Here is a 14570-nt window from a genome sequence, read left to right as displayed (position 1 = left end):
GCATTGATTGTCAGTGGCTGTGCAGTCCAAGAAAATCGACAATCTGGGTGAAATGATCTTCAAAGCCCGTGAAAGCATGGTTACCGCCCTCTTCTACAGTCTGGCGGCAGGATGCGTAATACGCCACTGCCTGGCGGTAATCCAGCACTTCATCTCCCGTCTGTTGCAGCAGCCAGATAAGATCGGGCGCTTCAAGCGGGTCGACCTGCATAACTTTGAGATCGTAAATATGGCGTGACTCTAGCACATATTGTTGGCCGGTGTAGGGGTTCTCGTTTTCGCCAAGAAAGTCCCTTAACAGCTCAAATGGCCGGACCGCCGGGTTGACGACGACAGCGGGCAACATAAAGCACTGCGACAGCCAGGTGGCGTAGTAGCCGCCGAGCGACGACCCGACAACGCCAAACGATTCGCCGCCGTGTTCCAGCACTAGCGATTCCAGCATCTCTGCCGCATCCGCCGGATAAGGGGGCAACTGCGGAATAATCATCTCCACGTGGGGATGATGCGCGCTCAGCCACTGGCGAAGCTGCGTCGCTTTCGCCGAACGCGGTGAGCTGTTAAACCCATGCAGATAGAGAAGCGTCGACATCAATAGCCTTCCGAAGCGGTATCCGGGCGGAATTGTGCCCCGGCCAGACGGCAAACTTCGGTGGTCAGCGAGCCATCGGCATGCAGCTCCAGCCAGCGCCAGCCCGGTGCGATGGTATCCAGCGTAAAGTTGGCGCAGTGCGGCTTAAACTGCACGCAGGTAGAGGGCGTCGCGAGCAGACGTCGACCGTTCCAGTCGAGATCCTGTTCCTGGTGAATATGACCGCACAGCAAATTTTTTACGCGCGGGAATTTCGCCAGCACGCCGTCCAGCGCCGCAGAGTTGCGTAAGCTGTGCTGATCGAGCCAGCTACAGCCCGCCGGCAGCGGGTGATGATGCAGTAACAGCAGCGTATTGCGATTCGGTTCGGCGGCCAGTTTTGTCTCCAGCCAGTCAAGCTGATAGTCGCTCAACTCACCGTGCGGAACGCCAAACACCTGACTGTCGAGGAGCAGAATTTGCCACTGGTCCCCCGCAAAGACACATTTTGCCGGTGAAATCCCCGCATCCTGAAGCGAACTGTACATCGCGGGCTGAAAATCGTGATTGCCCGGCAGCCAGACGCAAGGCACGCTAAAGCTCGCAATCCCTTCAGCAAAATGCTGATAGGCTGCGGAGGATTGATCCTGCGCCAGATCGCCCGTCGCGACGATCAGATCGCATGGCCGCTTTTCAGCATGGATCGCGTCAAGAACCGCCTGATAACTCTCCCAGGTGTTCACGCCCAGAAGCGTCTCATGCTTTTCGGCAAAAAGGTGGGTGTCGGTGATTTGTAATATCCTGACTGGCGCCCCACCAGCAACAGTCAGGTTCAACAGGCTTTCCAAATGGTGTCCTTAGGTAGGTTTATGACGCTAACAAACCGGAATCGCCATTGCTCCATGTGCTAAACAATATCTTAGCCAGTCGGCTAAAAACTGGTTAATTTGATGCTTTTCGTCGCGTTGATGCAACTTTTTATTCGGATAATCATACCGCGCTTTAAAGCGAAAGATCTGCTGGCTTGAACACACTTCAGCGACCATCGCGTCATGATAAAGACGTACCGTCATCGACGGCAGGCTCCAGTAGCTGATGCTCGGCGCCGTTTGCTCAATCTCCACCAGCGTAGTGTAGCGCGTTGATTCTGTTATCGTTAACCGATACTGCGCGTTGCTCACCTGATAGCTCACCGTTTCGCCGGGCGCGTCGTTTCGCGGCAGCAGGCGGCGCAGCTGGGCGAAATTGGTTTCGCACAGGCGCATCATTTCTGGGAAGTCAGGTGTATAACGCTTCATTTTTTCCACTCGTGTCGTAATGTCTGATAATGCAGCTGTAGCCATTGCAGAGCGATGACAGACGCTGCGTTGTCGATTTTCCCCTCTTCTACCCACTGGTAAGCCAGCTCCCGACTCACCACATGAACCCGAATATCTTCGTTTTCATCTGCCAGACCATGGATCCCTTCCGCTGTCGTGGCGTCCACTTCGCCCACCATAATAGATGAGCGTTCCGTTGTCCCACCCGGGCTTGCCAGGTAGCTCAACACCGGCTTCGTCCGGCCAACCACCAGGCCCGCCTCTTCCAGCGCCTCGCGGCGAGCGACGTCTTCGACCGACTCACCTTCTTCGATCATCCCGGCCACCATCTCCAGCAACCACGGCGTTTCGCTGGTATCATAAGCCGCAATACGCACCTGCTCGACCAGCACAACTTCGTCACGCACTGGGTCATAGGGTAGCAATACAGCCGCATGCCCGCGCTCAAAAATTTCGCGTTTGATTTCACCGCTCATCTCACCGTTAAACAGACGATGCCTGAAACGGTAAAGTTCCATTGAAAAAAAACCGCTATAAAGCGTTTCTCGTGCAATAATTTCTACATCGTTTTTGGCGAAGGTGACAGGCACGTTTTCTGGTTTTTGCATCGGTCGAGTCCTGGTAGCAATGGTGATGAAATTGTGAATTTCAAGGCTGTTTGGCTGCCGTTTGTATGGCTATATGGTAGATTGGAGCAAATTACCGCCAGATGGCACGTTACGCCAACCTTTTGGTGTGGATGATTCTGTTAGAATCGGCAATTATTTTTAATTAGATCAGCGCTAATACTGCTTCACAACAAGGAATGCAAATGAAGAAATTGCTCCCCATCCTTATCGGCCTGAGCCTGACGGGCTTCAGTGCAATGAGCCAGGCAGAGAACCTGTTACAGGTCTACCAGCAGGCACGTCTGGGCAACCCTGATTTACGTAAATCAGCGGCCGATCGTGATGCTGCGTTTGAAAAGATTAACGAAGCACGTAGTCCACTGCTGCCGCAGTTAGGCTTAGGTGCAGATTATACCTACACTAACGGTTTTCGCGATAATAACGGCATCAACTCAAATGCCACCAGCGCCTCTTTACAGTTAACGCAAACCCTGTTCGACATGTCCAAATGGCGTGAGCTGAGCTTGCAGGAAAAGAGCGCCGGCATTCAGGATGTCACCTATCAGACAGATCAGCAGACGCTTATCCTGAATACCGCGACCGCCTACTTCAACGTACTGAGCGCGATTGACGCCCTTTCCTACACCGAAGCGCAGAAACAGGCGATTTATCGTCAGTTAGATCAGACCACCCAGCGTTTTAATGTGGGTCTGGTTGCGATCACTGACGTGCAGAACGCCCGTTCACAGTACGATACCGTACTGGCTAACGAAGTGACCGCACGTAACAACCTCGACAACGCACTGGAAGCACTGCGTCAGGTCACCGGTAACTACTATCCTGAGCTGGCCTCTCTGAACGTGGACAGCTTCAAAACAGACAAGCCGCAGGCGGTTAACGCCCTGCTGAAAGAGGCGGAAAACCGCAACCTGACCTTGCTGCAGGCACGCCTGAGCCAGGACCTGGCGCGCGAGCAGATCCGTCTTGCACAGGATGGTCACCTGCCAACCCTGAGCCTGAGCGCCTCTACCGGCGTATCGGATACCAGCTACAGCGGTTCTAAAACCAACACTGCCCAGTATGACGACAACAATATGGGCCAGAACAAAGTGGGCCTCAGCTTCTCTCTGCCGCTGTACCAGGGCGGGATGGTTAACTCTCAGGTTAAGCAGGCGCAGTACAACTTCGTAGGCGCGAGCGAGCAGCTTGAAAGCGCGCACCGCAACGTGGTCCAGACCGTGCGTTCTTCCTTCAACAACGTGAACGCGTCCATCAGCAGCATCAACGCCTATAAACAGGCCGTTGTCTCTGCGCAAAGCTCTCTGGACGCGATGGAAGCGGGTTACTCCGTCGGTACGCGTACTATCGTTGATGTGTTAGACGCAACGACCACGCTGTACAACGCGAAACAGCAGCTCTCCAGTGCGCGTTACCAGTACTTGATCAACCAGCTGAACATCAAGCAGGCGCTGGGTACGCTGAACGAGCAGGATCTGCAAATGCTGAACAGCACGCTGGGCAAACCGGTTTCCACGTCGCCTGACAGCGTCGCGCCGGAAAATCCACAGCAGGATGCCGCCGTGGATAATTTCACCGCTAACAGCAGCGCCCCGGTTGCACAGCCAGCGGCAGCGCGTAGCACCTCACCTGCCAGCAGTGGCACGAATCCGTTCCGCAATTAAGCGTGTCATCAGGCCCACTGCGGCCTGATGCCCTCACCTCAGCCCTCTCCCACAGGGAGAGGGAGCACCATAATCCCCCCCGAACGTAAGCCAACGTAAAGATCCCCCGGATTTCGCCCCTCGTCGCTTCATTTTCAACCACTCATCCTCTATCCTGAGCGTTATTACCACTGGGTCCTGGAAGACAAATATGAAACGGACAAAAACGATGAATCACGCGTCGTTCCGCAAAAGCTGGAACGCACGCCACCTGACACCTGTCGCGCTGGCGGTCACCGCCGTCTTTATGCTGGCAGGCTGTGAGCAAAACGACGAAACGGTTTCGCTGTATCAAAACGCCGACGACTGCACGAGCGCAACCGGTAAAGCCGCTGAGTGTACGACGGCGTATAACAACGCCCTGAAAGAAGCGGAACGTACCGCGCCGAAATATGCCTCACGCGAAGACTGTGTAGCCGAATTCGGTGAAGGCCAGTGCCAGCAGGCACCTGCTCAGGCGGGTATGGCACCGGAAAACCAGGCGCAGGCACAGTCCAGCGGCAGCTTCTGGATGCCGCTGATGGCGGGTTATATGATGGGCCGTTTGATGAGCGGCGGTGCGGGCTACCAGCAGCAGCCGCTGTTTAGCTCCAAAAATCCGAACAGCCCGGCCTACGGGAAATACACCGATGCCACCGGCAAGGGTTACGGTGCTGCAACGCCTGGCCGTACGATGACCGTACCGAAAACCGCAATGGCGCCGAAACCAGCCACCACCAGCACCATTACCCGTGGCGGCTTCGGTGAGTCTGTTGCCAAACAAACCACCATGCAGCGTAGTGCGACCGGCTCCTCAACTCGCTCAATGGGCGGCTGATCATGGAACGAGTCAGTATTGCCGAGCGCCCGGACTGGCGCGAAAAAGCCACCGAATACGGTTTCAACTTTCACACCATGTACGGCGAGCCGTACTGGTGTGAAGATGCTTACTATAAGCTCACGCTTGCTCAGGTCGAAAAGCTTGAAGAAGTGACCGCAGAGCTGCACCAGATGTGCCTGAAGGTGGTTGAGAAAGTCATCGACAGCGATGAGCTGATGACCAAATTCCGCATTCCGAAGCACACCTGGAGCTTTGTTCGTCAGTCCTGGAAAACGAACCAGCCTTCGCTCTACTCTCGCCTCGATCTGGCATGGGATGGCGTGGGTGAACCGAAGCTTTTAGAAAACAACGCAGATACGCCAACCTCCCTGTACGAAGCCGCGTTCTTCCAGTGGATCTGGCTGGAAGATCAGGCGAATGCCGGAAACTTGCCGGAAGGCAGCGATCAGTTCAACAGCCTTCAGGAAAAGCTGATTGAACGTTTCGTCGAACTGCGTGAACAGCACGGTTTCAACCTGTTGCACCTCGCCTGCTGCCGCGATACCGAAGAAGACCGCGGTACGGTTCAGTATTTGCAGGACTGCGCAGCCGAAGCGGAAGTGGCGACGGAATTTCTCTATATCGAAGATATCGGTTTAGGTGAAAAAGGTCAGTTTACGGACATGCAGGATCAGGTGATCAGCAACCTGTTCAAGCTCTATCCGTGGGAATACATGCTGCGGGAAATGTTCTCTACCAAACTGGAAGACGCTGGCGTGCGCTGGCTGGAACCAGCCTGGAAGAGCATTATCTCCAATAAAGCCCTGCTGCCGATGCTGTGGGAGATGTTCCCGAATCACCCGAACCTGCTGCCTGCTTATTTTGCCGAAGATGATTTCCCACCGATGGAGAAATACGTCGTTAAGCCAATCTTCTCTCGTGAAGGGGCAAACGTCTCGATTATCGAAAACGGTAAAACGCTGGAAGCAGTTGAAGGGCCGTACGGTGAAGAAGGGATGATCGTCCAGGCGTTTTATCAACTGCCGAAGTTTGGCGACAGCTATACGCTGATCGGCAGCTGGCTTATTAACGATCAGCCTGCCGGGATTGGCATTCGCGAAGATCGCGCGCTGATTACGCAGGATCTGTCGCGTTTCTACCCGCATATTTTCGTCGAGTAAGACTTGCCGGGTGGCGGCTTCACCTTACCCGGCCTACATGTCGAGCGTAGGCCCGGTAAGCGCAGCGTCACCGGGCATGTGTTTACCCCACCTGCACCGACAGCATACTCAAACTCCCCATCTCAATGCCGTCGACCGGGGTTGTAATAACCTCCTGACCGTCCCATGCGCCTAATACATACAGCAATGGCAAGAAGTGTTCCGGCGTCGGGTTAGAGAGCGAACCGCCATCGTGCTCCAGATAGTTCACCAAAGGGTGCCGTTCGACCGGCCCTTGCCAGGCCAGGTTGCCTTTTACATAGTCATTAAAGGCTGTTGCCCAGGGGTACGGCGTATTTTCACCGTGCCAGCGTACCGTACGCAGATTGTGTACCACGTTGCCACTGGCAATCAGCATGATGCCCTCATCACGAAGCGAAGCCAGCTTACGCCCCATCTCCATGTGCCAGGCAGCTGGTTTGGTGCTGTCGATACTCAGTTGTACCATCGGAATATCGGCATTCGGATACATTTTGATCAACACCCCCCATGAGCCATGGTCAAAGCCCCAGGCTTCTTTGTCCAGCGCAACCGGAACAGGGGCAAGCAGATCAACCAGCCGCTGCGCCAGCTCAGGGGAGCCCGGCGCAGGATAATGCGTGTCATACAGCGCCTGCGGAAAGCCGCCAAAATCATGAATCGTTTTTGGCGTTTCCATGGCCGTCACGCCGGTACCCCGGGTAAACCAGTGCGCAGAGACCACCACAATTGCCTTCGGACGCGGTAACGTCTCACCCAACTGACGCCAGGCGCGGGTATAGACGTTATCTTCCAGGACGTTCATTGGGCTGCCATGGCCTAAAAACAGTGCTGGCATACGAGAAGAAGACATGGTGATATCCTTAGAGGAGGTGTCAATGTGATAGGCCTACATTACGCGCATTCAGGTGAAGATGAACGCAGATAACCGTGAAGATCATCATCAGGAAATTTGAATGCCAGATATCGCTTAAGGAGAATGCATGTCAGTACCGTTGATTTTGACCATACTTGCGGGCGCCGCAACCTTTATCGGTGCGTTCCTCGGGGTACTCGGGCAAAAACCCTCTAATCGCCTGCTGGCCTTCTCGCTGGGTTTCGCCGCCGGGATCATGCTGCTTATCTCGCTGATGGAGATGCTGCCCGCCGCGCTTCACACCGAAGGGATGTCGCCTGTTCTGGGCTATGGCATGTTTATCATTGGCCTGCTGGGTTATTTTGCACTCGACCGTATTCTTCCTCACGCGCACCCGCAGGATTTAATGCAAAAAAGCGTTACCCCCGTTCCGGGAAATATCAAACGCACGGCCATTCTGCTGACGCTGGGTATCAGCCTGCATAACTTTCCGGAAGGTATCGCCACCTATGTCACGGCCAGCAGCAACCTGGAAATAGGTTTTGGTGTGGCGCTGGCCGTGGCTTTGCACAATATTCCTGAAGGACTTGCCGTTGCCGGGCCCGTTTATGCCGCCACGGGTTCAAAACGTACAGCTGTCTTTTGGGCAGGTATCTCCGGCATGGCTGAAATTCTCGGCGGCGTGCTGGCGTGGCTGATCCTCGGTAGCCTCGTATCCCCGGTTGTAATGGCTGCAATTATGGCTGCCGTGGCCGGGATTATGGTCGCGCTCTCTGTCGATGAGCTGATGCCGCTGGCAAAAGAGATCGATCCCAACAATAACCCAAGCTACGGCGTGCTGTGTGGAATGTCAGTGATGGGGATGAGCCTGGTTCTGCTGCAAACGGCAGGTATTGGCTAAGAATTAATGCCTCCGTTTTTATACGGAGGCTTTATATTATTCAAAAAAACAATCCTATATATTTTACATATAATAACCCACAAAATATAAATCTATTAAAACCCCGAAAAAAGAAGCCTCTTCAGATAGCCTGAAAATATTAATTAAAACCATCTAAAAATATATTTAAGTCACGTTAATCGCGTCTCCCCGCCCCAATCCGTATACTTTGCGAGTATTCTGAAATTAATATTCACATTACGAATCAATCTGAAAAAGGATATTTTCATGTATATGGGTAAAAAATTGCTGTTAGCGGCAGCTATGGCTGCCATTGTATCGGGTTCTGCGTTTGCTGATGATCAAGGCTCAGGCAAAATCAAATTCAAAGGCGTGGTTATTGACGCACCATGCAGCATCGCTCCAGACAGCGTTGATAAAGAAGTCGACCTGGGTGAAGTGACTACGGCCGTTATCAACGCCAACAAAAAATCCACGCCGGTTCCGGTCGATATCAATCTGGAAAACTGCCAGCTTGACGATCCGGCAGACGAAACCGACACGCCAATTACTAAAGTGGAAGTGACCTTTACCAGCGCAGCGACAGATGCGACGGATACCAGCCTGATGAGCAACACCTTTGCAAACGGTGCGCAGAACGTGGGCGTCCGTCTGCTGGATAACGCGGAAGGCAACATCACACTTGGTCAGCCAAACGTGCTTGATCTGCTGGCGGGTTCAACCACCCAGACGCTGCATTTCAAAGCGGTTATGGAAGTCCCAACAGGTAAAACTGCGACGGCAGGCCAGGTTGAAGCCACGGCTAACTACGTCCTGATGTACAAATAATTCCGTTACGTCACGGTATCAGCCGACTGGCAATCCATGCCGGTCGGCACTCTTTATTTATTCGAGTAACAGGATGATGACATACAAAGTACAATGGATAATCATCATTGCGTCCCTGTTAATGACGATAGTTGCCTCTGCCACTGAATTTAATATAAACGCCATCGATAAAGATCAGCGCGGCAGCGTCGATTTATCACGTTTTAAAGCTCAAATATCGGTTACGCCGGGAAGCTATTTCGTTACGGTTTCAGTTAATGATATTCCGCTGGCAAATGGCTGGCAGCTTCGCTGGCGAGAAATAAATAACGCAGTTCAGGTCTGTATTCCCCCCGAGCTGGCCGATACATTCGCATTGCAGGATGACGTTCGTCACGCTTTGCCGGAAAAAGAGGGATGCGTTGATTTCGCCACCAGACCAGACATCAAATTTATTTTTGAGCAAGGCAGCCAGACCCTGAAAGTAACGATCCCCCAGGCGTGGCTGCAATACCGTGCGGTTGACTGGATGCCGCCATCCACCTGGGACAACGGCGTGCCAGGCGTACTGCTGGATTACAATCTTTTTGCCAGCCATTATCAGCCCAATAGCAGCGGCAGCAATGACAACGCCAATACCTATGGTACCGCCGGTGCGAACATGGGCGCGTGGCGCCTGCGAAGCGATTACCAGTACACGCGAAGCGATACTGAAGCAGGCTCAGAGCAGAATGGCCGTTTTTCACGCGTGTATATGTTCCGCCCTCTGCCCTCGATCGGTGCGAAACTGACGCTGGGTGAAACGGATTTCCAGTCCTCCATTTTTGACGCCTTCACCTACACCGGCGCATCGCTAATCAGCGATGAACGTATGCTGCCATGGTCGCTGCGCGGCTATGCCCCACAGATTACCGGAATAGCACAAACCAACGCCACCGTGGCCGTAAGCCTTGCCGATCGCGTGATTTACCAGAGTAAAGTGCCACCAGGACCCTTTGTTATTCAGGATCTTAACCAGTCGGTTCAGGGCACGCTGGACGTCAAAGTCACGGAAGAAGACGGACGCGTCAACACCTTCCAGGTCTCGGCTGAATCCGTGCCGTTTTTAACGCGCAAGGGCCAGGTGCGCTATAAGCTCGCGGCGGGTAAAGCGCGCCAGGGCGCCTCCCATGATGTTGAAGATAATGCCTTCATGAGCGGCGAATTTTCCTGGGGCATGCTGTCGCACACCTCTCTGTATGGCGGCACGCTGGCCGATGGCGACCGTTATCGTTCCGTCGCTGCCGGGATCGGCCAGAATATGGCCTGGCTGGGGGCGCTCTCTTTTGACGTCACGCAGGCTACCAGCCAGCTGCCACACCAGCGCAGCCAGACGGGTTACAGCTATCGCATTAACTACAGCAAGCGTTTCGATACCACCGGCAGTCAGCTTACGCTCGCCAGCTACCGCTACTCAGACCCACAGTTTTTGAGCTACGCCCGCTACCTGGATTATGACAACGGTGACCGCCAGTCGGAAAAACAAACCCTGAGCGTGACGGCAAGCCAGTACATTTCAGCGTTATCCCTGAACCTGTACGTCAATATGCTGCGTCAGACATGGTGGAATGATTCACCCTCCACGACCGGCAGCATCACGGCGGGCTACAACTTTGATATAGGTCGCTGGAAGAACCTTGGCGTAACCCTGTCCTGGAGTAAAACGCATTACGAGGAGGAAGACGAAAATGACGATACTCAGTTTTATCTCTCGCTCAGCGTACCGCTCGATCCCGATCATCGACTTAACTATGACCTGCGTAACAGCGACACGCTGAGCCATAACGTGTCGTGGTATGACACGTCGGATCGCAATAATACCTGGGGCGTTTCCGCAGGTACGGAGAGCGGGAAGCCAGATTCCGGCGCGCAGGTCAGCGGGAATTATCAGCATTATTCTGCGTACGGCGATCTCAATCTCTCCGGCAGCTATAAAGCTAACGAATATAACTCCCTCAGCGCGAGCTGGAGCGGTTCCTTCACCTCAACGGCGAAAGGCGCCGCGCTGCACCGGCGCAGTTACGGTAATGAACCCCGCGTAATGGTCAGCACCGACGGGGTAGGCCATATCCCGCTGAACATGTCGCGCGATGAAACTAACCGTTTTGGCATCGGCGTTTTACCGTCATTCTCCAGCTATTCCCCCTCCAGCGTGCAGGTCAATATGAACAACCTTCCGGATGGCGTGGACGTGGACAACCGCGTCGTGACCTCAACCTGGACTGAGGGGGCCATTGGTTATCGTCAGATTGCCACGCGCGCAGGTCAGGACGTAACAGGCGTTTTGCGGATGTCGTCAGGAACACCACCACTCGGGGCGATTGTTCGCCTGGATGAAAGCAATTTACAGGTTGGGATGGTGGCCGATGAAGGCCGCGTCTGGCTCGGCGCCGTTGAGCCAGAACAGCAGTTTCGCGTGACATGGGGCGACAACCAACAGTGTCGCTTCTCGTTACCTTCTCACTTAGAAAACAGTATGCAGTTGATACTGCCGTGCCAGTAAGAAATCATCATGAAATTAACGCCGATTAAAAGCCTGTGCCTGATGCTGATCAGCACAACATTTACCGCCCACGCGGCCATTAACCTGGACCGCACGCGCATTGTTTTTCCAGAAAGCGACAAGGCCAGCAGCCTGAAAGTGGACAACCAGAGCAAGGCGCTGCCTTATCTGGCGCTCTCCTGGATTGAAGATGAAAAGGGGCAAAAAGAAGATGTGCACTTTATGGCGCTTCCCCCCATTCAACGTATCGAAGCGGGCGCCTCGTCGCAGGTAAGAATTGTTAAACAAGCCGCTACCCGCCAGTTGCCAAAAGACAGGGAATCGCTGTTTTATTTCAACCTGCGTGAAGTACCGCCTAAAAGCACCAGCGCCAGCGAGGAGCGCAGCGTGATGCAGGTTGCCATGCAGAGCCGAATTAAGCTCTTCTGGCGTCCGGAAGCGATTCGCAAAAAATCTGGCGAACTGACTGAAATGCGTATGGAAATTACCGCCAACGCGAAAGGGCTCACGGTCCACAACCCTACGCCGTACTACATCACGCTGGCGTGGCTGAGCAAAAATGCCAAAACCATGCTGCCGGGTTTTGACAGTCTGATGATTGCGCCTTTCGCCACGGCAACTGCCTCTACCGGCGATTACCACGGTAGTTATTACAGCATCGGCTACATCGACGATTACGGCGCACTGAAAAAAGTCGACGTACAGTGCACCGGAACGGCGCAATGTAAGCTTAACGAACGGAAAATCGATAAAGATGCGAAAGCTCACTAGTTTCCTGCTTACATTGCTGCTTACAGCGCTGCCTTTGAAAGAAGCGCTGGCGCTCAACTGCTATCTGGGTGGATCTGGCGGCCCCGTCGAGGAGACAAAAACGATCTCCCCTTTTGCCATACCCAGCAACGCTCAGGTTGGCCAAAAAATATGGGAGTCTGATGACATTAAAATTCCGGTGACGTGTGACAATAACGTCACAAGCGGTTTCAAGCCGGAAGATGTTTTTGCCTGGGTAAACCCTTATCCTGCCGCAACCGATCCCTATTATGAACTGGGCGTCACCTATGAAGGCATAGATTACGATGCCACAGGCCAGCCCAACGGCGTGGATACCCGCCAGTGCCTTGACAACGATAACATCACCATTTACACCCCGGATCAAATCCGCCAGATGGGTTGGGAGAATCGCATCTGCTCTGGCAATCCGGATGATATCCACATTACGCGCACGTTCGTCGCCCGTTTACGACTTTTCGTGAGAATTAAGGCTATGCCGCCACATGGCTATGTCAGCTCGCTCAGCGATTACATCGTTGTGCAGTTTGACGGTAAGGGCGGCGTTAATCAGATGGCCGATGCGAAGAACCTTAAGTATCACATCAACGGACTGCAAAACATTACGGTGCTTGATTGCGGGGCGACGTTTACCATTTACCCTGAGAATCAGGAGATCGACTTTGGCACCTTCAGCGCGCGCGACATCGTGAATCAGCAGACGCGTATGCGCACGTTTTCAATACGAACCACCAAAGTGCAGGATGCCCAGTGCTCGGATGGATTTAAGATGGACTCGTCGTTTTACACAACCGAAACGCTCAGCGCAGACGACACTGCGGTACTGATAGGGAATGGGTTAAAACTGCGTATTCTTAACGGAACGGCCCCTTACACCTTCAACCAGTACAAAGAGTACGCCGATTTTACGGGCGATAAGATGAATGTTGAGCAAAACTACACAGCTGAACTTTCACGGGAAGAAGGGAAAGCGATTCAGTCCGGGCCGTTCGAAACCGTGGTACTGTTCAAAATTAACTACCACTAGAAACAAAAAAACCGGGTTTCCCCGGCTTTTTTACATCAGCATGTTCAGCTGGCTTTGCGCTCGTGCGCGCGGCGGTACTCTACCAGATCTTCAATCGTCACCACTGGCATATTGTGCAGACGCGCAAAGGTGATGCACTCCGGCGCACGCGCCATGGTGCCATCATCGTTGGTCAGTTCGCACAGCACGCCTGCGGGTTTGAAGCCAGCCAGCGTCACCAGATCGATGGTCGCTTCGGTATGACCACCACGGGTCAGCACGCCGCCCGGCTGCGCGCGCAGCGGGAAGACGTGACCAGGGCGGTGCAGATCGGAAGGTTTCGCACCATCAGCAATCGCTGCACGCACGGTGGTCAGACGGTCAGCCGCCGACACACCGGTGGTTACGCCATGCGCCGCTTCAATGGTCACAGTGAAGCCAGTACCAAAGGCGCTGGTGTTGTTTTCAACCATCATCGGCAGATCAAGCTGCTGGCGACGGTCTTCGGTGATGCACAGGCATACGATGCCGCTACCGTGACGGATGGTCAGCGCCATCTGCTCAACGGTCATGTTCTCGGCGGCAAAAATCATGTCGCCTTCGTTTTCACGGTTTTCATCGTCAAGCACCATCACACCGCGGCCTTCGCGCAGGGCATCCAGTGCATGTTCAACACGTTGAGTTGAAGTGCCAAAAGAGGAAAGTAGCGTCTGATTCATGGTAAAAAAACCTCATTAACTTTATGGTTACCAGAATCAGGGCAGTCTTAGGAGCGCCGTACAAGCGGCAAAAAAATAACGTGAGCGGGCTTTGCCCGACTGGATCGTTACTCTCTCCCATCCGGACTCTAACCGTCGGCCCCGGAATTACACCGGATCTGCTGACCTTTGAGAATTCACCCAAAGCGCTCGCGGGCTTTCAGCGTTAAGCTGATTTACCGCCGGTGGGGAATTTCGCCCCGCCCTGAGAATAAGCGAGATAACTATAACGCTATTGATTACCCTGGGCAATGCATAAGCTTCAAACAATTTTGTTTAACCCGCGGCATGACACGCTACAATAGGCACTAACACCTTTTCATCAAGGGAAACGACAATGATTGACCCAAAGAAAATTGAGCAGATCGCGCGTCAGGTTCATGAGTCCATGCCGAAAGGTATTCGTGAGTTTGGTGATGACGTTGAGAAGAAAATCCGCCAGACGTTGCAGGCACAGTTGGTTCGCCTTGATTTAGTCAGCCGCGAAGAGTTTGACGTGCAGACGCAGGTGCTGCTGCGCACCCGCGAGAAGCTGGCGCTGCTGGAACAACGTTTGACCGAGCTGGAAAACCGCAATGCGCCGGAAGAAGTGAAGCCAGCGCCAGCTATTCCACCGGTGGATGACCAGGCATAAGTGCGGCCTGATGCCCTCACCCCAGCCCTCTCCCACAGGGAGAGGGTGAAAAACGAACGG

At 53.8% G+C, this 14570-nt stretch carries 15 protein-coding genes and 1 riboswitch; of the genes, 9 read left to right on the top strand and 6 right to left on the bottom strand.

The window, feature by feature from the left end:
* Window positions 1–10 precede the first annotated feature (10 nt).
* The 4 genes from yqiA to nudF are packed head-to-tail and all read right to left on the bottom strand — an operon-like array spanning window position 11 to window position 2498.
* The gene (yqiA, locus tag ACOTX4_RS01190; protein ID WP_023314863.1) at window positions 11–592 is read right to left on the bottom strand and encodes an esterase YqiA; all 582 of its coding nucleotides are present in this window, start codon (window positions 590–592) and stop codon (window positions 11–13) included.
* On the bottom strand, window positions 592–1419 hold the full coding sequence (cpdA, locus tag ACOTX4_RS01185; protein WP_023314864.1) for a 3',5'-cyclic-AMP phosphodiesterase: 828 nt from the start codon (window positions 1417–1419) through the stop codon (window positions 592–594). Before cpdA ends, yqiA begins: the two co-directional genes overlap by 1 nt.
* Before the next feature lie 27 nt (window positions 1420–1446).
* On the bottom strand, window positions 1447–1869 hold the full coding sequence (locus ACOTX4_RS01180; protein ID WP_003862516.1) for a DUF1249 family protein: 423 nt from the start codon (window positions 1867–1869) through the stop codon (window positions 1447–1449).
* Window positions 1866–2498: an ADP-ribose diphosphatase gene (gene nudF, locus ACOTX4_RS01175; RefSeq protein ID WP_003862517.1), complete on the bottom strand. Its 633-nt coding sequence runs from the start codon at window positions 2496–2498 to the stop codon at window positions 1866–1868. The genes ACOTX4_RS01180 and nudF overlap by 4 nt, the downstream gene beginning before the upstream one ends.
* Window positions 2499–2701: 203 nt before the next feature.
* On the opposite strand from nudF, the gene tolC reads away from it, so the two are divergent.
* From tolC to ACOTX4_RS01160, 3 genes are all read left to right on the top strand, one after another.
* Complete coding sequence (gene tolC / locus ACOTX4_RS01170; RefSeq protein ID WP_045332892.1) at window positions 2702–4180, top strand: outer membrane channel protein TolC; 1479 nt, start codon at window positions 2702–2704, stop codon at window positions 4178–4180.
* A gap of 190 nt (window positions 4181–4370) precedes the next feature.
* A complete protein-coding gene (locus ACOTX4_RS01165; protein WP_045332893.1) occupies window positions 4371–5036 on the top strand; it encodes a DUF1190 family protein in 666 nt (221 codons plus the stop codon).
* A 2-nt stretch (window positions 5037–5038) separates the two neighbouring features.
* Window positions 5039–6199, top strand: coding sequence for a glutathionylspermidine synthase family protein (locus ACOTX4_RS01160; RefSeq protein WP_023314866.1), 1161 nt, complete (start codon window positions 5039–5041; stop codon window positions 6197–6199).
* Between the two features lie 82 nt (window positions 6200–6281).
* Here ACOTX4_RS01160 and ygiD read toward each other — a convergent pair whose 3' ends face one another.
* Window positions 6282–7070, bottom strand: a complete 789-nt coding sequence (gene ygiD, locus ACOTX4_RS01155; RefSeq protein WP_045332895.1) for a 4,5-DOPA dioxygenase extradiol — start codon at window positions 7068–7070, stop codon at window positions 6282–6284.
* Window positions 7071–7200: 130 nt separating this feature from the next.
* On the opposite strand from ygiD, the gene zupT reads away from it, so the two are divergent.
* The 5 genes from zupT (at window position 7201) to ACOTX4_RS01130 (ending at window position 13139) form a co-directional block, all read left to right on the top strand.
* Window positions 7201–7974 (top strand): zinc transporter ZupT, encoded by a 774-nt coding sequence (gene zupT, locus ACOTX4_RS01150; protein ID WP_003862527.1) that lies wholly within the window; start codon window positions 7201–7203, stop codon window positions 7972–7974.
* Window positions 7975–8241: 267 nt separating this feature from the next.
* Window positions 8242–8802 carry a fimbrial protein gene (locus ACOTX4_RS01145; RefSeq protein WP_003862529.1) on the top strand — a complete coding sequence of 187 codons (561 nt, stop codon included), beginning with the start codon at window positions 8242–8244 and terminating at the stop codon, window positions 8800–8802.
* Between the two features lie 76 nt (window positions 8803–8878).
* Window positions 8879–11323 carry a fimbria/pilus outer membrane usher protein gene (locus tag ACOTX4_RS01140; protein WP_063937870.1) on the top strand — a complete coding sequence of 815 codons (2445 nt, stop codon included), beginning with the start codon at window positions 8879–8881 and terminating at the stop codon, window positions 11321–11323.
* Window positions 11324–11332: 9 nt separating this feature from the next.
* Entirely contained in the window at window positions 11333–12094 is a 762-nt protein-coding gene (locus ACOTX4_RS01135) for a fimbrial biogenesis chaperone (RefSeq protein ID WP_023323755.1), read from the top strand.
* Entirely contained in the window at window positions 12078–13139 is a 1062-nt protein-coding gene (locus ACOTX4_RS01130; protein WP_032660365.1) for a fimbrial protein, read from the top strand. Before ACOTX4_RS01135 ends, ACOTX4_RS01130 begins: the two co-directional genes overlap by 17 nt.
* 44 nt (window positions 13140–13183) lie before the next feature.
* Here ACOTX4_RS01130 and ribB read toward each other — a convergent pair whose 3' ends face one another.
* A complete protein-coding gene (ribB, locus tag ACOTX4_RS01125) occupies window positions 13184–13837 on the bottom strand; it encodes a 3,4-dihydroxy-2-butanone-4-phosphate synthase (protein ID WP_003862538.1) in 654 nt (217 codons plus the stop codon).
* 105 nt (window positions 13838–13942) lie between these two features.
* Window positions 13943–14093, bottom strand: a riboswitch (FMN riboswitch).
* A gap of 120 nt (window positions 14094–14213) precedes the next feature.
* On the opposite strand from ribB, the gene ubiK reads away from it, so the two are divergent.
* Window positions 14214–14510 carry a ubiquinone biosynthesis accessory factor UbiK gene (gene ubiK, locus ACOTX4_RS01120; RefSeq protein ID WP_003862539.1) on the top strand — a complete coding sequence of 99 codons (297 nt, stop codon included), beginning with the start codon at window positions 14214–14216 and terminating at the stop codon, window positions 14508–14510.
* Window positions 14511–14570 lie beyond the last annotated feature (60 nt).

The organism is Enterobacter cloacae complex sp. IR5459 (assembly GCF_049238005.1).
GTDB lineage: Bacteria > Pseudomonadota > Gammaproteobacteria > Enterobacterales > Enterobacteriaceae > Enterobacter > Enterobacter hormaechei_C.
Note: the sequence above shows the minus strand (reverse complement) of the source record. Positions and strands in the feature narration are given on the sequence as shown.

Coding starts and splice junctions, on each gene's coding strand:
- ACOTX4_RS01165 (WP_045332893.1), top strand. CDS start 4,371: ATGAAACGGACAAAAACGATGAATCACGCGTCGTTCCGCAAAAGCTGG.
- ACOTX4_RS01140 (WP_063937870.1), top strand. CDS start 8,879: ATGACATACAAAGTACAATGGATAATCATCATTGCGTCCCTGTTAATG.
- ACOTX4_RS01145 (WP_003862529.1), top strand. CDS start 8,242: ATGTATATGGGTAAAAAATTGCTGTTAGCGGCAGCTATGGCTGCCATT.
- ACOTX4_RS01130 (WP_032660365.1), top strand. CDS start 12,078: ATGCGAAAGCTCACTAGTTTCCTGCTTACATTGCTGCTTACAGCGCTG.
- nudF (WP_003862517.1), bottom strand. CDS start 2,498: ATGCAAAAACCAGAAAACGTGCCTGTCACCTTCGCCAAAAACGATGTA.
- ACOTX4_RS01160 (WP_023314866.1), top strand. CDS start 5,039: ATGGAACGAGTCAGTATTGCCGAGCGCCCGGACTGGCGCGAAAAAGCC.
- yqiA (WP_023314863.1), bottom strand. CDS start 592: ATGTCGACGCTTCTCTATCTGCATGGGTTTAACAGCTCACCGCGTTCG.
- ygiD (WP_045332895.1), bottom strand. CDS start 7,070: ATGTCTTCTTCTCGTATGCCAGCACTGTTTTTAGGCCATGGCAGCCCA.
- ACOTX4_RS01135 (WP_023323755.1), top strand. CDS start 11,333: ATGAAATTAACGCCGATTAAAAGCCTGTGCCTGATGCTGATCAGCACA.
- zupT (WP_003862527.1), top strand. CDS start 7,201: ATGTCAGTACCGTTGATTTTGACCATACTTGCGGGCGCCGCAACCTTT.
- ACOTX4_RS01180 (WP_003862516.1), bottom strand. CDS start 1,869: ATGAAGCGTTATACACCTGACTTCCCAGAAATGATGCGCCTGTGCGAA.
- tolC (WP_045332892.1), top strand. CDS start 2,702: ATGAAGAAATTGCTCCCCATCCTTATCGGCCTGAGCCTGACGGGCTTC.
- ribB (WP_003862538.1), bottom strand. CDS start 13,837: ATGAATCAGACGCTACTTTCCTCTTTTGGCACTTCAACTCAACGTGTT.
- ubiK (WP_003862539.1), top strand. CDS start 14,214: ATGATTGACCCAAAGAAAATTGAGCAGATCGCGCGTCAGGTTCATGAG.